Below are 21225 nucleotides of genomic sequence, written 5' to 3' on the forward strand. Positions count from 1 at the left end.
TTAATTGAATATGATCAATGAGCGCCTAGATTTTGCTCAGCATCCGATTTTTCATGCACACCAAAGCTCTCTATCATCGCTTGGCTCGCTTCATTGAGACCGACAAGCTCAACGTCAGTCCCTTCACGGCGAAATTTGATAATAACTTTGTCTATGGCAGCGACTGCTGTCACATCCCAAAAGTGCGCTCGCGACACATCAATGATCACTTTAGAGACGGACTCTTTAATATCAAAGGATTCAGTCATACGCTCTGCTGATGAGAAAAAAACTTGCCCATCAACTTGATAATAACGCGTTCGCTCTGCTTCATCCATGTGGGTATGCACGCTCATATAGCGTTCAATCTTATTGGCAAAGAACAGCGCTGATAACAGTACGCCAATGAGCACGCCATACGCCAAGTTGTGAGTGGCGACCACTACCGCAACAGTAGTAATCATAACAATATTACTTTGCAATGGCTTGGTTTTTAGCTCTTTAAAAGAACCCCAGTTAAACGTACCAACTGAGACCATAATCATTACCGCGACTAATGCTGCCATTGGAATGATCTTTAACCAATCACTTAAAAATACAACCATTAATAACAGGAACACCCCTGCCACTAAGGTAGAGAGACGCGTATAACCGCCTGATTTGACGTTGATGATCGATTGACCAATCATCGCACAGCCTGCCATACCTCCGAAGAAACCGCTCACGACATTTGCGATCCCTTGACCTTTACACTCTTGCGTACGATCACCTTTGGTATCGGTTAAATCATCCACAATGGTCATGGTCATCATAGATTCAAGCAAGCCGACTATCGCCAGACTGATGGCATACGGCAAAATAATCAGCAAGGTGTCTAGATTTAGAGGAATATCAGGTAACAAAAATATCGGCAAGGTATCCGGCAGTTGTCCCATATCGTTGATGGTACGTGCTTCTGCACCTAAGAAAATAGCGATCGCTGTCACCAACACAATACTGACCAGCGGTGAAGGAATCATCTTACCGATTTTGGGAATGTACGGATAACCATAGATAATGATTAAGCCCAGCGCCACCAGACCATAGACGTGGACTAGGTTTGAGCCTGCTTGCGGCATCAGCTCCGGAATCTGCGACATAAAAATCAAAATCGCCAAGGCATTAATAAAGCCAAGGATGACAGATTGCGAAACATACTTCATCAAATTACCCAGCTTTAAAAAGCCAAAGATAATCTGTATAACGCCTGTCAATACACTGGCTGCTAGTAAATATTGCAAACCATGCTCCCTAACCAGCGTGACCATGAGTAATGCCATCGCGCCGGTTGCGGCTGAAATCATCGCCGGACGCCCACCGACAAAAGCAATCACTACAGCAATACAGAACGAAGCGTAAAGACCCACTTGGGGATCAACACCAGCAATAATAGAAAAAGCAATGGCTTCAGGGATAAGGGCTAAAGCGACGACCATACCAGCTAGGACATCGCCTCTAACATTAGATAACCAATGTTCTTTAATAGTACTCAACATGTTTAACTCAGTTTTTGGGAACTGCTTTAGTCTGTCAATAATCGTGATATCTAAAATAAAAGGTCTGACACATTTTCAGCTAGGCATAACGCCCATTAAATAAGAAATGTGAAAATGTGAACCATCATATTTAGCGAATTATTGTCATAACTTGCCTTTAGTAGCTTGCTCTTAATGACTCAATAGATAAATCGATTATGGATACAAACATTAAAGCAGTGCGTGTGCACAGGGAAAAGCGTAAGACGCTCTATGATAGAAATTGCTATAGGGAGCAATTATTTACTGAGGAGGGGTACAACTAGGGTGGCGTATTCATCTTTGTAGTAAACAGCTTTTTTGAGTATATGAAATAATATTTGCAGTTATTTTAACATAGATGAGTTCAATTCATAAAATACTATTTCTTTCAAAATCAATAGACTTTGAGGAACTTAGCATTACGTTTTGGCCACATTCGAAGGTATAAATTTCAGCTCACTTCCCTTAAGAAGTTTATATCGATCATACTCTATAATATCTATGGAAGGCACGCTCTCGCACCATTTAATAAGGTCTTTTGCATCAGTAAACAGACTATGCTAAATATAACCCTCAGCGCCGTAATCAACTTGAATTCGAATAATCAGATTAATCATTAAACATTTACTGTTTTATTTTTATTAAATTATCTTTACGGTTATATCAATCGTAAAGATAATAAGTCACTTTATTTTTCTCGGCTGTGGCCACACCATCAAGTTCTCATTAACATTACAGTTCAACGATCCTTGCACCAAAATCCACAAGCAAATCCAAAAATTCTGCTGGCTTTATCCCCAAACTCTCGGGTGTGTATAATGTCGCCTGATCGTCTGACTGCCATTTTTTAATAAACTCATTCAGTAATAAGCTTGAACACAGTCCGGTTAGCGCAGACTGACCTTTAGGAAACTCAATGGCTAGTTTGCGAGTACGCTCTACCCCAGCGTGACTTCCCGTGATGGATACAATGATTTCGGCCGCAGCCTTATCTTGTGTGTTTCTAAAAGAAGAGGTCTCACTTGCAATATCAAACCTAATATTTTTTGCGCCTGTTACGGCTCGTAAACTCACTGTATCAAGTGAAGCAAAGGACGTTCCTATGACCTCTCGACCATCAATCGTAGATATTTTATGATGTATAGCATCCTCGATTAACCATTTTCTCTTTCCATCCTCATAAGAAAATGCTGAGGGGACACCTGATTGTAATCGCTCCATATCCTCGAGTGCAGCAGGACCATAGATGTCTTCTGGATCGAGCACCACACCGATATTAAGTGTAGAAACTGAATCAAACTGCTCAGCCAAGTGTAGTGCTAAAAATGTCGAAGCACCTGCAGCCCAATGACTGGCGAGTAATACTGGGCCTGAGGTGGTCAATGCATATTCTACCAACTCAGCACCAATTTCAACCATGCCAGTCACAACATTCATATAAGGTATCTTGCGATTTTGTGCAAGGCGTAAACCATGCGTACCAGAATCTGGAGCAAGCATCATAACAGCACCGATCTCGATACGATCGTCTATCCCTAAGTTGTTCTGTTCTACATCAATTGCGAGTGAAGATGCATTGCCAGTTTTGAGAGCGAGTTCGTCAGCGAGCACCATGTTTCTGCCACCAACGTAAATGGCTTGTTCAGGATTAATCGTGCGAAACCACTCTATCGCTTGCTGACCAACAATGCCTGTCGCACCTGCAAAGAGTATAGGATGTTTAGTATTCAAAATTTTTCTCCTTTCATACATAAGAAAACGCATTTGAGCTTTTAAGACAATACAAGCCCACTTTATCTTTAATTTTTTATCTAACGCCCGTCATCTGGTAATCGTGCAATAACTTTTATCTCAAAATCAAAACCAGCAAGCCAATTCACACCAATGGCGGTCCAAGCTGGATAAGGGGCTTCTTTAAAAATAGTGTTTTTTATTTCCAGTATTGAATCAAGTTGATTTTCAGGATCAGTATGAAAGGTTGTCACATCTATAATGTCCTCAAACGTACAACCTGCCGCCTCTAATGTATGACGCAAATTCTCAAAGGCAAGTGCTACTTGCTTCTCAAAATCTGGCTCTGCACTGCCGTCCTGAAGGCTGCCTACTTGACCTGAAACGAATAGTAAATCTTTCGATTGAATGGCGGCAGAATAACCATGTTTCTCATAAAGAGAGTGTCTACCCGCTGGAAATACTGCTTTTCTTTGAGACATAATTTGCTCCAACATGTTTGAATTGATATATATTGAGGATTAAAAGACACGTAGCCCTTCTAATTGCGCTTATTGTCAGTTAACATACATTACGTATGTGAATTTAACACATACGCTGCGTATGTCAAGTTAATATACGTGGCGTATGTAATTTTTATCTTTTAATTTTTGAGGCAAGACTATGTCAAAACGTGCATTAAAAATGGCTGAAACTAGGAAAAACATAATCGCTGCGGCCAGAAAATCATTTGCCGAATATGGTTATTCAGAGACATCAATGGATAAGTTGACAGCCGATGTCAGTTTGACTAGAGGAGCGCTTTATCATAACTTTGGAAATAAAAAAGGACTGTTTTCAGCGGTTGTTGAACAAATAGATTTGGAGATGGTAGAAAACGCAAAGGCTAGAACAGAAGGGTGCAAGAATCTTTGGGAAGGATTGCTCATTGAGGCACAGACGTACATTGAGAGTGCGCTAGATCCAGAAATTCAGAGAATTATTTTATTAGATGGGCCTGCTGTACTGGGCGACCCTTCTCTTTGGCCCAGTCAAAACCGCTGCTTATTGTCTACCAAGCAGATTGTGACGCAGTTAATCGCAGAAGGAACGATGAAAGAGGTAGATCCGGAAGCCGCTGCCATGCTCATTAATGGTGCTGCTATGAATGCTGCCCTTTGGATTGCGGCGAGTACTGATCCAAAAGTCGCTTTACCCAATACAGTTGCTGCCTTCAGTACCATGTTATCTGGATTTAGAGCTTGACTTTAAGGTTTTGCGTCACTCGGTTGGTATGCGGAAAGCCCACCTCTGAGGAAAACCTATTTCAGCAAGACGCCATTTGACCTGTATCTCTTTTATTTTGGATTAGCTCCACCTTATCGCTAGGAAAAAAACATGATTGTCCGGCAAAAACCCCATCGTTTCAAAATATTTTTTACTCTTCGCGGATCAATCATTCCAAAAATCTATCCACAAGTGTTGTTGGTGACCATTCTCAGTACCCTTATAACCATTATTCAACACTGGCGTCCTGACTCCTTTCCTTATTATGGTACGGCTACCTTTACTTTATTAGGGATCGCTTTGTCGTTGTTTCTCGGATTTCGAAACAATGCGAGTTATCAGCGTTGGTGGGAAGCGCGAGGACTGTGGGGTCAGCTGGTCTATGATTCTCGTAGCTTAACTCGTCAAATGCTGTCTTTTATAGACGCAAATACCGAGACTGGGCGAGACATTCAACGTTCGATGGTTCATCTGACTATTGCTTTTGCGCATGCAGTACGCCATCGCCTTCGTAATACATCACCTTGGCAAGATATCGAACGCTTTGTTGATCCAAAGCATCATGCCAGTATGCTTCAAGCACGAAACTTGCCCGATTATCTGATGCGCCTGATGGGTAAGCAGCTTGGAGATATTCGACGTCAAGGGCTAGTGTCAGACCACATCATACAAAACATTGATGAGCGTCTGACCTCTATGACGATTGTCTTGGCGGCCTGCGAGCGCATTCATAACACGCCGCTGCCTTTTGCTTATATGCTACTGGTACATCGCACGACCTATTTGTATTGCATTATGTTGCCTTTTGGCTTGGTGGCCTCTTTGGGCTGGGCGACTCCGTTAATCTCCGCCGTGATAGCTTATGCCTTTTTCGGTTTAGATGCCCTCAGTGAAGAATTAGAAGAGCCTTTTGGTTTCGCTGCCAACCAACTACCCCTGACTGCCTTATCACGCACTATCGAAATTAACTTGCTAGAAGCGCTGGGCGACACAGATATTCCACCTGATATTACGCCTATCAACGGTTATTTACCTTAATGGTTTGGGTTGTTAACAATCTCTTGCCTTAGCCCTCTCAACACTTGAATAATCTCTCGTATGCCACTATAAATGCTAGATAAAACGATTATCTATACACTTGTCCAAATTTCAATAGCCCATATTTTCACAAAAGCGAGGCACACATCATGAGTGATGACCCAAAAGACACCAGCAACGCAGCACAAGCGAGTAAAAAATCGGTCAACGTGACCGAATTGGCAACCAATAAAAGTGCCTTAAAGGGCAAAAAGACAGACATTCAGAACCCAGAGCTTTGGGACTTTCCAATGGACTACCCTTTGAGTATCATTGGTCACGAAGGCGAGTACGCAAGCTTGCTCAATGAAGTAAAACTTATCTTGGGCAGTCAATTCCCTGATTTCGACCTTGCTTCTATAGAAATCAAGCCGTCTAGAACGGGGCGTTTTCACTCAGCACGAGTCAATTTATATTTAACAAACGCTGAGCAAGTTAATGCACTTTATGCCTCACTTGATAATGCCAAAACCGTACGCATGGTTTTATAAATAGTTATTAAAAAATGGCTTCCTACATTGTCCAAATCGTCACTCATATGGGTGGCGATTTTTTGTGGTTTGCTGTACAATCTGCGCCCTTATTATTATCCTCATGACGGCCTCTATCGGTCGGTGATTTACCAAAGAATAAAAAGCAAACAGCTATCCAATTTTTACAAAAAATTTATTGTTTGAGTCAATCGCGTCTAACCCTTACCCCATCGTCCTTTGCCAAAATTTGGACAGTCAGCAACATAGTTTCCCCCTAAAATCAATATAGTATTTTCAAAATTTTCCCGCTATATTGTGCCTACCAATTAACAAACACGCTATATGTAGTACTCAGTGATTTTAACCATCACCATGAGTAGTGGTAGCTTTTTGCCTGAAAAAAGAGCAGCTAATGCCATCATTCAACGTGATTTGATAAATAGTGTGATAAAAAACGTTGAGCGGGTTTTACCGCTTCACGAATAATATAAGCAACCAAAAATAGAGGCCAGCATGACACATATCGACAAAATCAAAGTGACCAAACGTGACGGACGATTAGAACTTATTGATTTGGATAAAATTCATAAGGTAATCGAATGGGCAGCTCACGGTTTGGATAATGTGTCGGTGTCACAAGTTGAGCTAAAATCACACATTCAATTTTATGAAGGCATCAAGACTCGTGACATTCATGAGACCATCATCAAGTCTGCTGCCGATCTCATTTCTGAAACAACCCCTGACTATCAATATTTAGCCGCGCGTTTGGCAATCTTCCATCTACGTAAGATTGCTTATAATAAATTCACACCGCCGCATCTATATGATCATGTCAAAAAACTGACCGACGCTGGCAAATATGATGAGCATATCTTGGCTGATTACAGCCGTGCGGAATTTGACGAGCTAGAAGAGTATCTCGATCACTGGCGCGATATGAATTTGGCTTATGCTGCCGTTGAGCAAATGGCGGGTAAATACCTCGTTCAAGATCGTGTGAGCAAGACTGTCTATGAAAGCCCGCAGTTCTTGTACATGCTGGTCGGTATGTGCTTGTTTAGCCAGTATGACAAGTCAGATCGCCTAGACTATGTCAAACGCTTCTATGATGCGACGTCTCAGTTCAAAATCTCACTACCAACGCCCATCATGTCAGGTGTACGTACACCATCACGCCAGTTTAGCTCGTGTGTATTGATCGAATGTGGTGATAGCCTAGACTCAATCAACGCGACCACTAGCGCCATCGTACGCTATGTGTCACAGCGTGCTGGCATCGGCATCAACGCGGGTCGTATCCGCGCCCTTGGTAGCCCGATCCGTGGTGGTGAAGCACAGCATACTGGCTGTATCCCCTTCTATAAATTGTTCCAAACGGCGGTTAAATGCTGCTCACAAGGTGGCGTGCGTGGCGGTGCTGCGACCCTTTTCTACCCACTATGGCATTTAGAAGTTGAGTCATTACTGGTACTGAAAAACAACCGCGGCGTCGAAGACAACCGTGTGCGTCATATGGATTACGGCGTCCAGTTAAACAAAACGATGTACACTCGCCTCATCAAAGGTCAAGACATCTCGCTATTCTCACCAGGTGACACCCCTGGCTTGTATGATGCGTTCTTTGAAGATCAAGACAAGTTCGAAGAGCTATATACCAAGTACGAAAATGATCCAAGCATTCGTAGCCGCCAAATTCCAGCAGCAGATTTGTTTAGTCTGATGATGCAAGAGCGCGCCAGTACGGGTCGTATCTACATCCAAAACGTCGATCATTGCAACACCCATAGTCCGTTTGACGCGACCGTTGCGCCGATTCGCCAGTCAAACCTATGTATGGAAATCGCCCTACCGACCAAACCGATGGATAACATCAATGACGAAGAAGGCGAAATCGCGCTTTGTACGCTATCAGCGGTCAACTTGGGTAAAGTCGAAAACGTTAGCGACATTGAAGAGCCAGCAGAACTAATCGTCCGTGCGCTTGATGCCCTGCTCGACTATCAAGACTATCCAGTCAAAGCCGCTCAAAACGGCAGTATGCGTCGTCGTACGCTTGGTGTGGGCGTGATTAACTATGCTTATTACCTTGCCAAAAATGGCGTACGCTATTCAGACGACAGCGCGCTTGGTCTGACTCATCAAACGTTTGAAGCATTGCAATTCTATCTCTTAAAAGCGTCAAACAAATTGGCAAAAGAGCAAGGTGCGTGCCCTGCGTTCAATGAGACGACGTACTCGCAAGGTATCTTGCCGATTGATACGTATAAAGCCGACTTGGATAAAATCTGCCAAGAGCCACTACATCTTGATTGGGAGACGCTACGTGGCGAAATCACAGAGCACGGTCTACGCAACTCTACCCTAACCGCCCTGATGCCGTCTGAAACCTCAAGTCAGATCGCCAACGCGACCAACGGTATCGAGCCACCACGCGGTCTGGTGTCTATCAAAGCGTCAAAAGATGGCATCTTAAAGCAAGTCGTGCCTGAGATTGACAAGTTAAAAGATCAGTACGAGCTACTATGGCAAATGCCAAACAATGACGGTTACCTAAAGCTGGTCGCTATCATGCAGAAGTTCGTCGATCAAAGTATCTCTGCCAATACCAACTACGATCCCGTTCGTTATGCAGGTGGCCGTGTACCGATGAAGATATTGCTAAAAGACTTGCTAAACGCTTATAAAATGGGTGTGAAGACGTTGTACTACCATAACACGCGTGATGGTGCGAACGATGCGCAAGCGGATATGGAAGATGATTGTGCTGGCGGGGCTTGTAAGATATAGATTCAAGCTCGAAATAAATGATGCAGATGAAACCTTAGTTTAATCTGCATCGCTATTTCTAAGACTCATAGTGACCTTATCACCTAATAAAGCGAGGTAACTTTTGAATTTATACAAATATAGAGAGTTGAATGAGTTTACACGTGAATCTTTGGAAGAAAACTATTTTTGGGCACCTTCAAAAGAAACATTAAACGACCCTTGTGAATGCTACTATTCTACTGAGTCATATAATACGTTCATGGATTTTACTTCCTTGATAGCACCTCAAATTAATAAGAATGAGCTTCATAATCAATTTGATTCAATCCAAGACATGATTAAAAGTTCAGGCATTTTTTCCCTTAGTAAGTCTTACAATATTTCTTCTTTATGGGCTAGTTACGCACAGGGTCATACAGGAATTTGCATTGAATATGATTTAGAAGATTTGATCGGTAAGAATAAAGGTCTTTATCAATGTTTTGATGTGATGTACTCAGATACTCCACCTGATATTGGAGTTGAGGATATTAGCAATGATTTTCTATTACAAAAAATGATTGGTACTAAGCATTTTGACTGGGATAAAGAACAGGAATTTAGAATCGTTTGTGATAATCAGGGTAAAAATCATCATCGTTCCGATGCTATTCGAAGCATAATTTTTGGATTAAAAACACCTGACGAAAGCAAGAATGAGCTTATGAACTTATTATCTAATAGAAATATTAAGTTCAAACAGTTAGTAAACGATGGTAAAAGCTATGGTTTTCATATACAAAATATTGTTAATCCGTTTGATAAAAAAGTCAGTTTAAATGGTAGTACTAATTATGAAAATCTAATTCCGAGTGAAGCTCATATTAAGGATGATCATAAAGTGTTTAGACCTTACTTATATAAGGTAGCAAGCTTTATGGAGTCTTATCCAGATTGTATAGAAGTAGCTGATATGGACTTCTCACAAATATCAACTACTGAAAACCCCATAATTTATGTGAATTTTAAAGAAAAAGATTCGATTTTTCCTTACAGTAAGAAAATTTTTAGAATTAAAGATATGGATTAAGTAAGCTTAGATTGCATTGAACTTGCGATACCAAACTTTTAGGCTTTTGGCTAAATTATGACTAGAGCACAAAGTACTTGTGATGAGTGCCAATCATCATATTTTATAGATAGCTCAAAGATGACAAGTTTATGTCCAAATTGCGCTAACAAACTTTATGGCTATCCAAGCTGTGATCATCATTTTGAAGATGGAACTTGTGTAAAATGTGGTTGGAATGGTCAAGAATCTGATCATATAAAAGAGTCATAGTTCATATAGACTTAATTGGGTAAAGCTAAGCTACAACTTATCTCAATTTATAAACAAGTATTCAATGAGATAACCCTTATGTTCGATACTTTATATGATGCAGACGGTGTACGGATTTATACCTACCATTCATTTGAAGTAAACGATAAGATCTCCGAAAACTTGGATTTTTTTCTAGATTACAAAGGCAATATTTACGCTGGTACTGCCTTTTCACTAAATTGCGTGATAGCATCTATGAAAGATACTGTCATAGATTCGCCATTTAACAACTACTTTTGGGCGCCCTATACCATCGTCATCAAAGAGTTCTCTAGTGAATATTTGATAGCATCAATACTGGAGATAATTAGCGATAAGACGGTAGTACTAGAAGACGTTGTTTGTAAGCAAATTTAAATCGCTCTACTTTGAAATAATGAGCTTCTGTAGGGTGCGCCCAGCGCACCGATGATATCGAAACTGTGTTTAAAGGTGCGCAAGGCACACCCTACAAATTACACGCAAAAAGATTAACAAATAAGACCTAATTTTCGTGCTAAAATTATCCCTATATTTAGAGCATAATTTTAACGGAGAATGAATCATGCAACCAATATTTGCGACACAAACAGCCAGTATCTCAGAGCTAAAAAACAATCCTTCTGCACTGATTAAACAATCAGATGGTGAGTCGATTGCCATTTTAAACCACAACAAACCCGTGGCTTATTTAGTCTCAACAGACGTTTTTGAGCGCATGATGGAAGCGATGGATGATATGGCATTAAGCCAGACCGTGAGCGCCCGGATGAATGATGGTCAGATACCTGTAAAGGTAACTTTAGATGACTTATAGTCTTGAGTTTCACCCGTTAGCGTTAAAAGAATGGAAAAAGATAGCACCAAATATTCAGCAGCAGTTTAAGAAAAAATTACAGCAGCGATTATCAAACCCTCATGTGCCTGCGTCAAAACTCTCTGGACACACAGACACTTATAAAATTAAGTTGCGCACCATAGGTTATCGTCTGGTATATACCGTCAAAGATGACGTGGTGGTCGTTTATGTATTAGCAGTCGGCAAAAGAGAAAATAACAAAGTATATGACAGTCTAGCGACGCGTCAACCATAATGAAAACACGTAAACAGCAATGAGAATAACGGAGGTCATGTGCAATATACCGCAATCATCAAAGACGGTGGTTTGTTTATCCCAAACGTATTTTCAGACCTAAACGATGGTGGCTCGCATATCGTACAAGTCGAGGTTGATATTGCAGAGGTGCGTCAGCAGTTAAGCACAAGCGTAGAGTTAAAGACAGACGCGCCGAGAGCACCCAAAAAACAAATGAAGAAGCAGACCAAAAAAGAAGTACAAAAAACATTGGAAAACGCTGATGTGAGTACCCTACGCAAAAGCGCACTTGATGAATTAGAAGCATTAGATGATAGTGAGCTGAGCGAGATGTTCAAAGCCTATATGAACGATGGACAAGAGTCGTCACAGATATCACTAGAGAACCTCTAAGCTATAAAGCTATAATCCGAAAACGTGTAATAACATCGAATCAAAGCCAGTCAAACCCATATAAATTCATAACCATATCAATTATAAAGGCAGTCCCATGACTTACTCGATTTTTTCTCAAACGCCAAACAATGCGCTAAAAGAGCCAATGTTTTTTGGTCAGCCGGTCAATATTGCCCGCTATGACCAACAAAAGCATCCGATCTTTGAGCAATTGATTGAAAAGCAGCTGTCGTTCTTTTGGCGTCCAGAAGAAGTTGATGTATCACGTGATCGTATCGATTTTAGCAATCTGTCCTCGCATGAGCAGCACATATTTTTGAGCAACCTCAAGTACCAGACCCTACTCGACTCTATCCAAGGTCGTAGTCCCAACGTGGTGCTATTGCCGCTAGTGTCTATCCCTGAGCTTGAAACGTGGATTGAGACATGGTCGTTCTCTGAGACCATTCACTCACGCAGCTATACGCATATCATTCGCAACATCGTCAATGACCCAAATATCATCTTTGATGACATCATGCAAAATGAGCATATCTTAGGACGTGCTTCTGATATTGCTCAGTACTATGATGATCTGTACCGCAACTCGCAGCTCTATAGCTTGTACGGTGCCGGTACGCACAACATCAATGGCGAGCAAGTTACGGTTGATCTGAGATCTCTGAAAAAACAGATGTATCTGTGCATCATGGCGGTCAATGTCCTAGAAGCCATTCGCTTTTATGTGTCGTTTGCCTGCTCGTTTGCCTTTGCTGAGCGCAAACTGATGGAAGGCAATGCCAAAATTATTAAACTGATCGCGCGTGACGAAGCGCTACATCTGACAGGTACTCAGCACATGCTGAACCTCATGCGTAATGGTCGTGACGATCCTGAGATGGTCGAGATTGCCGCAGAGTGTTATGAAGACAGTATTGAAATCTTCCGCAAAGCTGCCGAACAAGAAAAAGAATGGGCAGGCTATCTGTTCAAAGATGGCTCGATGATTGGTTTGAATAAAGACATTCTGTGCCAATATATTGAGTACATCACCAACTTGCGTATGGAAGCGGTCGGCTTGCCAGCGGCGTTCCCGAAATCAAAATCAAACCCGATTCCGTGGATCAATACATGGTTGTCATCAGACAACGTGCAAGTTGCGCCGCAAGAGACCGAGATTAGCTCGTACTTGGTGGGTCAGATTGATTCTGATTTATCAGACAGTGATTTTGATGACTTTGAGCTGTAACCGTTTTATGCGTTAATAGTAGCGGTAATAGCAAAGACATATCCCACTAGGATCAACTATGACTTGGGTAATGACCAGTAAAAAGCAGTTTTACTTGCATGATGACGAGAGTCTGCTTGATGGGCTACTGCGCACTGGGCATGAGGTTAATTATCAATGCCGCGAAGGCTACTGTGGCAGCTGCCGAATCAAGCGTATCGCCAGCTCACACGTGGTTGATTATCCTTTTGACCCACTGGCCATGATTGAGGAAGATGAAATTCTCCCTTGCTGCTGCCGTGTCCAAGGGGTGATTTATATCAATCATGAACCGCTCGCAAAGTAATGTGGTTGGTGCAAACAATAAATATTATCCTAGCCGTACGTTGTCATGGTTGTATTTCTTTACTTATGATCACCTATAACAAAAAGCGCGCTATCTTTTGAGATAGCGCGCTTTTTTATTGCTTATAAAATGCTAAATGTTGTTTTTATAAAGGGGCACCATCTCTTTCAAACAACTTTAATAACTCTTCACGCATACGGTCACGCTCTGCTTCTGACATCATAGGCACATCTTCTTGCGGCGTACTTTGTAAGCCTTGTTGACCAATACGCTCATCTTCCATCATGACCACTGGGCGCTCAATCGATTCTTGTACTGGACGTTCCTCTAACAATATCTCTACTTGTGCATTTTTGCCTTGACGCAATATCTGTGCATTCAGTTTGGTATTGGGTGATTTGCGAGCAACATACTGAATTAAGGTGTTAGCATCTGTCATCTCGACACCATCAATTGTCAAAATGATATCACCGATGCGCAGTCCACTCTTGGCAGCAGGACCTTCCGGTACAACACTAAGAACCTCTACGCCCGTAGACGTTTCAAGCTGCGTCGGATCACGCAACTGTGACTGTATCTCGATACCGAGCCAGCCACGACTCACTCTGCCATCTTTGATAAGAGCAGTCATGACCTGTTCGACGATAGCAGTAGGAATGGCAAAGCCAATACCCATAGAGCCACCAGAACGTGAGAAGATCACTGTATTAATACCGACCAACTCACCGCGAGCATCAACCAGCGCCCCGCCCGAATTACCGGGATTGATAGCCGCATCGGTTTGAATAAAATCTTCAAATTTGTTTACGCCCAGCCCAGTACGACCAGTCGCCGAAATGATACCTTGGGTGACCGTTTGCCCCACACCGAATGGATTGCCAATTGCTAGTGCCAAATCGCCCACCCGAATAGGATCTTTACGAAAGCCTAATGGTGTCAATCCTGTCATATCAACTTTGATGACAGCCAAATCACTGTCTGGATCCGTACCGACCACCTTAGCACGGCTCTTACGACCATCATTGAAGGCGACAGTAATTTCATCTGCTTTTTCGATAACATGAGCATTGGTGACGATATAGCCATCTTCTGACACAATCACACCAGAGCCCAAATTGGTGTTGCCCTGCCCTTGTGACGGCCCGCCATGATATTCAAAAAACCGGCGCAAAACGGGATCATCCATATAAGGATGCTCTGCCATCGTTTGTGTGGTATAGATATTGACGACCGACTGCGATGCACGGGCAACAGCATTATGATAAGAAGAAATAGGTGCTGGAGTATCGGCAACCGGAGCCGATGCTTGCTGTTCAGCAGGCGTGGTTCTTGGCGGCTCCCACGTATTCTCTGATGTCTTATTCATACTCGTAAACAACCAGATAAATGCAGCAATCACTATTAGCAATAAAACCCAAGGTAACCATTTTAATAAGGACGCCTTGTTACTGGTGTTCCGAGATGACGACATATAAAACCTCTATAAATTTGATACAAACAGACGAAAATAAATTAGATAAAGAAATAATGGTTTACTAAATATAAGTGATCAAGTCCCTCGCTAAAGCCTCACCGTTATATGACAATTCTTGGATAAGCTCACGTGTGTAAATTATAACCGTCAACACCGCCTAATTGTAACGTATCGTGTACCATTTCAGTTATTGGCCTTATCTACACTCTTACAGCCTCATGTTAAAATGGCTATGATAAAAACCGTTGAATATAAAAAAACTATTCATGGTCTATGAATACTTACTCCACTGCACTAATTATAAGTTATAAGGAAAAAAATAATGACAGCCAATCCTATCGCAACTGACGCGACGCCTACGACCATTAGCGTACAGGAGTTAACGCAATTTTGTGACGACTACTTATCGGCTGGTGCTTTTAAAGACTATGCACCCAATGGTTTACAAGTCGACGGTGGACGAGCGGTACAGCGTATCATCACTGGTGTCACCGCTTGCGAAGCCCTAATTGATGCAGCCATCGCTGCCAATGCGGATACGATTATGGTGCATCATGGATATTTTTGGAAAGGCGAAGCTGCCACTATCACAGGAATGAAAGGACGACGTATCCGTAAACTGATGCAACACGGCATCTCTATGATTGGTTATCATCTGCCTCTTGATGCGCATCCAGTCGTTGGCAACAATGCCAAACTGGCTGAGATGCTAGATATGACCATTGTTGGTGCTCTCTATCCTAGCGAATCCCATCCTGTTGGTAATATCGCGACTTGTATACCACAAAATGCTGATAGCCTCATTGCTCAGATTACCAAAGCCTTGGGACGCACACCATTACATGTTTCTGCCAATTATGCGCATGTTAGCAGTAATACTATTGCAAAAGGTGATGACAAGCTTATCGAACGTGTGGGTATTTGTACGGGTGGTGCGCAAGATATGATTGAGCAAGCCTCGATGATGGGCTGTGACGCATTTATCTCTGGTGAAATATCGGAGCGTACCACGCATATCGCTCGCGAGCTTGGCATTGATTATTTTGCTTGTGGGCATCATGCGACAGAACGTGGTGGCATTCAAGCATTGGGTGAGATCATTGCTCAGCAGTTTGGGTTACCAGTGACCTTTATTGATATTGATAATCCTGCTTAGCTGATTGGCTCTATAGTCAGATAAATATAAAGGAGATGCAGCAGGACTGATACAAATTTTGCTTACTGTGCCTGCTCTATTTTTCATAAACAGACACATAACGAGGCTATTTTTAACCGTCTATAGCTCGATTGTTAAGTTTTATCACTAATTTATTAACCACACTTGAATAATATAAGAGCTATCCGCATATTATATCTTGTAAGAAAGAACGTCTTGTCATGAGACTTCCCATTATTATAGCTTCCGGTTATGGCGCTCAAATGAAGGCGACTGCCTACAATCTTATTATCTTTTATGATTAATAAGCTTTTAGACTGTTTACCAATTGACATATGATGTCTATCATTTGAGTGTCGCAATAACGGTTTAGCATGATTTGCTTGCCCTTATGGCTGAACAATGAACTATCATCACTTATTTACTTTGTCATCAACAATTGAAAAAACAAAGAGTGATTGATATTTGCGTAGTAACGGTTGAACCAGTATGTAGTGTCAGTCACTAACGATGCGGTCGACCAACTCAATTCGTCTACGATTTTGTTTTAATAACTTATTCATGACCTTATCTGTGTTTAATCTATAGCTGTTTCGCTATTAACTATTTATTGTCGATGAAGGAATCATCTGATCCACATCCTTCGCGTTGCTGCGTGCAGATTTTAAGAGTGTTGTTCCAAACCTCTTAAACTCTACGCCGATAGATAGCTGATTGAGAAACTGTGCTGCTAATTTTATAAAATATTTATTAGCCACACTATTAGCGGTACTGTTAGCCGCACTATGATTAAACAGGATGGCATTGCGCTTTTATGATTAAAAAGTGCAATATCGTCTCAAATATGACATCGATATATGCGTGTTCTATGACTGTATATCAGTGTCACATTTTAGGATAAGCAGGATGGCTAAAATCAGGAGACATCCATGCAGCGTATTACTTATCGTGTAAAAGTATCTGCGCAAGAGGCAAAACGCCGTATTTCTTATTTACTGCGTCCATCCAAGCAACGACTAAACACTAAAAGTAACATCGTTTCATCCGTTACCCCAATAGCCTCGGCTCGTTTTGCCAGAACCAAAAAACTGGCGCAAGTCTCTAGCATCGCCCTGCTCTCTTTGCCTGCGCAGAGTCTGACGACGATGGGTGTGCAAATGCCAGCCTATGACCGTGTTATGTCAGAAGATACTTTAACCATTGCGGCTGTCCCAGGTGACAGCACGTATTTTGCCACCGATGGTTTTCAGCATGGTTTCGGCTTTGATTTGGTAAATAGTTATGCTGATGAACTGGGTGTCGATATCGACCTTAGAGCTTATGCCAACGAAGAGGCGGCATTAAAAGCGGTAAGATCAGGTCAAGCAGATATGGCATTGACAACAGCCAGCACTCAGTTAAAAAGCCAGCTTAATTTGTCATCTATCAATGTCAGCTGTGGTTATGATGCCAGTTTGACAAAAAATGGTTTGCACCCAAAGGTCAGCTGGACGTTTAGCTCGTCCAATGATCCGTTATCCAAAAAAGCCAGTTACTTTTTGTGTGATAATATCAAGCTACAAAACACGCAAAAACTTGCCGCATTTTATAATCAGAACTTACTCAAAGATGCTTATAGTCAAGACCACTTCAAAAAAACGCTGACAGAGAAGTTGCCTGATTATCAATCTTCCTTTGAAGAGCAAGCGCGCAATTATAATCATGATTGGGAGTTGCTTGTCGCAATGGGTTATCAAGAATCACATCTTGATGCCAATGCAGTATCACCAACGGGTGTGCGTGGCCTCATGATGCTGACCAATAACACCGCCAAAGCGATGGGCGTCGCTGATCGAGTAGATCCTTATCAAAGTATTGGCGGCGGCGCGCGATACTTAGAGCAAATGAAGGATTCGTTTGCTGATGTACCAAAAACTGACCGTATTTGGTTTGCGCTCGCTGGATATAATATGGGGCCAAATGCCGTAAAAAGTATTCAACGCAAACTGAGAGATCAAGGTATTGATGACAAAAGCTGGGCAAACGTTTATGCGTATCTGGCTGACAATAAAGCGTCTAATAGTCGCTATGGCCAAGCAATGCATTACGTCAGTAACATCAGAAGCTATCTTGAGACGATAAAGACTCAAACTGTTTAATTGATCAACATTGTCAGAGATTTATATATAAAAAAGCTGCTCTTTATAAGAGCAGCTTTTTTATGCGGTAAAATTTACATTCGATAAGCTAATGTTTATTTTAACCGTGCATTAGCGATTGGGTACTGTCAGACGCTGACCACGCTGTAACATAGTATTCGCGGCGATATTGTTCATCTCAGCCAACTCTTGCGTAGATATACCATATTTACGGGCTAAGCCAATTAAGCTATCACCTGATCCGACGGTATAGCTTACCGTGACCTTTGGCACTTTAAGGGTTTGGCCTCGCTGCAGCTGAGCATTGGTTGCCAAGTCATTGGTCGCTGCCAAATCCTCTACTGACACACCAAATTGACGTGCTAGAGCAATCAAACCATCACCTGACTTGACGGTATAGCTCTCAGTGTTGCCCAATTTTTTGCCACTACTGCTTGCAGTGCTAGCCGAACTGCTACTACTTTGCTTAGTGCTATTAGAAGCGCTAGCAGTTGTGACACTACCGCTGGCTGGAATAGTAATCGTACGACCCAATATGAGGTTAGCGTTGGTTTTTAGATTGTTGGCGGCGGCTAAATCACTTATCCCAATATTGTAGCGTTGCGCCACCCCTGTCAAAGTATCCCCTGATTTCACTCTATAACTGACTTGTTTGTCATTTAACTGACGATCTACCAATTCTTTAGACACTGGCACTTTGATGGTTTGTCCACGTTGCAAGCGTGCATTGGCATTAAAATTACTGTTGACCGCTGCAATATCCGCTGGACTGACCCCTACGCTATTAGCAATGCCGATCAAAGTGTCGCCTGATTTGACTTTATAATTAGTGGTAGCTACAGAACTTGAGCTGTTTGCGCTACTAGAGCTTGTAACAGCTGAATTAAAGTCAACACTAGCGGGTACTTTTAGGGTTTGTCCAACGTATAGCGAGTCTGTTGAACTTATACCATTAAGCGTAGCCAAAGTATTAGTTGGGATATTGAACTGACGTGCTAAGGCAATCAAACCATCACCCGCTTTTACTCGATAGTTTTTGGTCGCCGTATTTGATTGTTTTGGTGTGACTGCAGGTGCAGCAGGTGTCGTCGCTGGCGCGGTTACTTTACCCGGTATCAACCATAGCTTTTGACCTCTAAGTAGGTCAGCACGGCTGCTAAGGTTATTATAGCTGGCCAGCTGTGTGACTGATAAGCCAAAGCGATTGGCCGTACCGATCAAGGTATCGCCACTTTGTACCACATAGCTGTCAGGCTGACTGGCTGCGGTATTGCTAGCCTCACTTAACGGCTGGATGGTTTTAGCATTGTACAAATACAAGGTGCTACCAGACAACAGCTTAGCGCTGGCGTCTATTTGGTTCCACTCTGCGATGTCACGCCAGTTCACACCAGCGCGAGTAGCAATATTAGACAACGTATCACCACGCTTGACGGTATAGGTGGTACGCGCGCCTTGGGGTTTTGGTTTACTTACCGAAGTCTGCGCAAAGCTAAGTTTTTTCTCTCCACCACTGGCTTCTAGAATAGACTGCTGTGTCTGTACTGCCGATAGATTGATATTACCATCAGCATTGATGACGTTGGTCTCAGGCGTATTGCTTCGAATTTGATTGGCAATAAAGTCACGCTCTTCTTTGCTTAGCGGTGGTTCTTGGACAATCGTGTTGTTCCGTGTAATTTGAGCAGAGGTCGTCGGTAGACTGTTGCTGTTTTTGAGCTCAGTATTGATCTTGTTTGTTTCGGCGGTGGTTAATGGTGGCTCAGTACGAACTGACGCACTACCGCTATAAACAGAGCTGCTGGTTGGCTGAGCAGATGGTGAGATGTAGCTTGTCGTTTGCTGGGGTACACTGGCACTGGCTGCATAATCAGCCAAGGCACTACCAGTAGAGGGCAATGATGAAGACGTATATGGTTTACTATTATAATCTGGTGTGGTTGTGGTCGTGGTACTTGTGTTATTGGCTGCTGCCAATACATTACCCGTACCATTCCCTCTCAACGAGCTTAATTTAACATCGGTATTCAGGCTTACATCATTAGGAATGATGATACGCTGCGGGCCTGAAGAATCAACACGCCCTGAAGTCAATGCTGTATTCAAGCGCTGTAGCTCATCATAATTCACTCCTGTCAGCTGTGACACTTCAGCCAAACTGACGCCATAATTGACTGGCACACTACGGAAATGCTGACGGTTAGCAATAGCAGGTAGATAAACACCATACTGTTCAGGCTTTGCAACGATTTCGGCTACTGCCAAAAAGCGTGGCACATAATTCATGGTTTCAGTAGGCAGTTGAAGTGACCAATAGTCAGTGGGCAATCCACGCGCGGCATTGGCATCAATTGCCCTTTGTACACGACCAGGACCTGCGTTATAAGCGGCTAATGCCAACTCCCAACTACCAAACTGGTTGTGTAGTGCGGTCAAAAAGTCATAAGCGGCACGCGTCGATTCGATGACATCACGGCGACCATCATAGGTGCTGCTTTGATTCAAACCATAAATACGCCCCGTACTTGGAATAAACTGCCACAAACCTGCTGCGGCTGCACTACTGGTACCACTTGGATCGTAGGAGCTCTCGATCACTGGTAATAAAGCCAACTCGGTTGGAATATTACGGCGTTCAGCCTCTCGTACCGTATGGTAAATATAGCGACTGGCACGCGCAGTCAGACGGTTTAGATAATCTTGGCGACTGGTAAACCAACTCTTTTGTCCCTCAATACGCTGATTATAAATTGGCTGACCACCATTCATACGATAACCAGCACGTAGACGATTCCATAAATCACCGTATTGCTGAATGGCAAGTTTATTGCCTTCTACCATAGTCATGTCAGTGGCTTCTAGCAAATCGGCCAACTCATCCAAACTCTCCGCATCCAAATAGGCGGTTGAATAATCAGTACTACTTGATGTAGGCACTTGCGTAGCAGGACGTTTGGTAACGACAGACGTGCTATTGGTCGCACCTTGTTTTACCGTTGACGTATTACTACAAGCGCTGATAAGTAAAGTGGATACCGCAAGCGTCAATGGCAACGCAATAAATGAGCGAGAGTTTGATAGTACAGTAGACATGATATTAAAAGTTTCCTAACGACAAGAAATAATAAGAGAAAGTTGTTTGATAGCACAGTACCCAATGTAAAGTAAAGATCACGCTAATATAGTCAACCCACTATAAAATAAATAATGTTTCG

The 21225-nt window shown here is 42.5% G+C and carries 18 protein-coding genes; 13 read left to right on the top strand and 5 right to left on the bottom strand.

The window, feature by feature from the left end; translation table 11 throughout:
• Window positions 1–14: 14 nt before the first annotated feature.
• The 3 genes from JMY02_RS01890 to JMY02_RS01900 all read right to left on the bottom strand — a co-directional run bounded on the left by JMY02_RS01890 (window position 15) and on the right by JMY02_RS01900 (window position 3748).
• Window positions 15–1514 (bottom strand): SulP family inorganic anion transporter, encoded by a 1500-nt coding sequence (locus JMY02_RS01890; RefSeq protein ID WP_201594639.1) that lies wholly within the window; start codon window positions 1512–1514, stop codon window positions 15–17.
• 753 nt (window positions 1515–2267) lie between these two features.
• Window positions 2268–3266: a hypothetical protein gene (locus tag JMY02_RS01895; protein ID WP_201594641.1), complete on the bottom strand. Its 999-nt coding sequence runs from the start codon at window positions 3264–3266 to the stop codon at window positions 2268–2270.
• An 80-nt stretch (window positions 3267–3346) separates the two neighbouring features.
• Window positions 3347–3748: a RidA family protein gene (locus tag JMY02_RS01900; RefSeq protein WP_201594643.1), complete on the bottom strand. Its 402-nt coding sequence runs from the start codon at window positions 3746–3748 to the stop codon at window positions 3347–3349.
• A 181-nt stretch (window positions 3749–3929) separates the two neighbouring features.
• Between JMY02_RS01900 and JMY02_RS01905 the strand changes: the two genes are divergently transcribed.
• The 11 genes from JMY02_RS01905 to yfaE all read left to right on the top strand — a co-directional run bounded on the left by JMY02_RS01905 (window position 3930) and on the right by yfaE (window position 13242).
• Window positions 3930–4511 (top strand): TetR/AcrR family transcriptional regulator, encoded by a 582-nt coding sequence (locus JMY02_RS01905; RefSeq protein WP_201594645.1) that lies wholly within the window; start codon window positions 3930–3932, stop codon window positions 4509–4511.
• A gap of 132 nt (window positions 4512–4643) precedes the next feature.
• The gene (locus tag JMY02_RS01910) at window positions 4644–5570 is read left to right on the top strand and encodes a bestrophin family protein (RefSeq protein ID WP_201594646.1); all 927 of its coding nucleotides are present in this window, start codon (window positions 4644–4646) and stop codon (window positions 5568–5570) included.
• 149 nt (window positions 5571–5719) lie between these two features.
• Window positions 5720–6100: a YbeD family protein gene (locus tag JMY02_RS01915; RefSeq protein ID WP_201594648.1), complete on the top strand. Its 381-nt coding sequence runs from the start codon at window positions 5720–5722 to the stop codon at window positions 6098–6100.
• 495 nt (window positions 6101–6595) lie between these two features.
• On the top strand, window positions 6596–8872 hold the full coding sequence (gene nrdA, locus JMY02_RS01920; RefSeq protein WP_201594650.1) for a class 1a ribonucleoside-diphosphate reductase subunit alpha: 2277 nt from the start codon (window positions 6596–6598) through the stop codon (window positions 8870–8872).
• Between the two features lie 103 nt (window positions 8873–8975).
• Window positions 8976–9923, top strand: a complete 948-nt coding sequence (locus tag JMY02_RS01925; RefSeq protein ID WP_201594652.1) for a DUF2971 domain-containing protein — start codon at window positions 8976–8978, stop codon at window positions 9921–9923.
• Window positions 9924–10253: 330 nt separating this feature from the next.
• Entirely contained in the window at window positions 10254–10574 is a 321-nt protein-coding gene (locus tag JMY02_RS01930; RefSeq protein WP_201594654.1) for a hypothetical protein, read from the top strand.
• A gap of 187 nt (window positions 10575–10761) precedes the next feature.
• On the top strand, window positions 10762–11013 hold the full coding sequence (locus JMY02_RS01935) for a type II toxin-antitoxin system Phd/YefM family antitoxin (RefSeq protein ID WP_021814726.1): 252 nt from the start codon (window positions 10762–10764) through the stop codon (window positions 11011–11013).
• Window positions 11003–11290 (top strand): type II toxin-antitoxin system RelE family toxin, encoded by a 288-nt coding sequence (locus tag JMY02_RS01940; protein ID WP_021814727.1) that lies wholly within the window; start codon window positions 11003–11005, stop codon window positions 11288–11290. Before JMY02_RS01935 ends, JMY02_RS01940 begins: the two co-directional genes overlap by 11 nt.
• A gap of 39 nt (window positions 11291–11329) precedes the next feature.
• Window positions 11330–11686 carry a hypothetical protein gene (locus tag JMY02_RS01945; protein WP_201594656.1) on the top strand — a complete coding sequence of 119 codons (357 nt, stop codon included), beginning with the start codon at window positions 11330–11332 and terminating at the stop codon, window positions 11684–11686.
• Window positions 11687–11783: 97 nt separating this feature from the next.
• Window positions 11784–12917 carry a class Ia ribonucleoside-diphosphate reductase subunit beta gene (gene nrdB / locus JMY02_RS01950; protein ID WP_021814729.1) on the top strand — a complete coding sequence of 378 codons (1134 nt, stop codon included), beginning with the start codon at window positions 11784–11786 and terminating at the stop codon, window positions 12915–12917.
• Between the two features lie 58 nt (window positions 12918–12975).
• Window positions 12976–13242 (top strand): class I ribonucleotide reductase maintenance protein YfaE, encoded by a 267-nt coding sequence (gene yfaE, locus JMY02_RS01955; RefSeq protein WP_201594658.1) that lies wholly within the window; start codon window positions 12976–12978, stop codon window positions 13240–13242.
• A 145-nt stretch (window positions 13243–13387) separates the two neighbouring features.
• Here the strand turns inward: yfaE and JMY02_RS01960 are convergent, their stop codons facing one another.
• Window positions 13388–14713 (bottom strand): S1C family serine protease, encoded by a 1326-nt coding sequence (locus JMY02_RS01960; RefSeq protein ID WP_201594660.1) that lies wholly within the window; start codon window positions 14711–14713, stop codon window positions 13388–13390.
• A 325-nt stretch (window positions 14714–15038) separates the two neighbouring features.
• On the opposite strand from JMY02_RS01960, the gene JMY02_RS01965 reads away from it, so the two are divergent.
• Window positions 15039–15872: a Nif3-like dinuclear metal center hexameric protein gene (locus JMY02_RS01965; protein WP_201594662.1), complete on the top strand. Its 834-nt coding sequence runs from the start codon at window positions 15039–15041 to the stop codon at window positions 15870–15872.
• Between the two features lie 929 nt (window positions 15873–16801).
• Complete coding sequence (locus JMY02_RS01970) at window positions 16802–18010, top strand: transglycosylase SLT domain-containing protein (protein ID WP_201594664.1); 1209 nt, start codon at window positions 16802–16804, stop codon at window positions 18008–18010.
• A 111-nt stretch (window positions 18011–18121) separates the two neighbouring features.
• On the opposite strand, the gene JMY02_RS01975 is transcribed toward JMY02_RS01970, so the two are convergent.
• Window positions 18122–21103 (bottom strand): LysM peptidoglycan-binding domain-containing protein, encoded by a 2982-nt coding sequence (locus JMY02_RS01975; protein ID WP_201594666.1) that lies wholly within the window; start codon window positions 21101–21103, stop codon window positions 18122–18124.
• Between the last annotated feature and the right edge of the window lie 122 nt (window positions 21104–21225).

Source organism: Psychrobacter vallis (genome assembly GCF_904846715.1).
In the GTDB taxonomy this organism is placed as follows: Bacteria; Pseudomonadota; Gammaproteobacteria; order Pseudomonadales; family Moraxellaceae; genus Psychrobacter; species Psychrobacter vallis.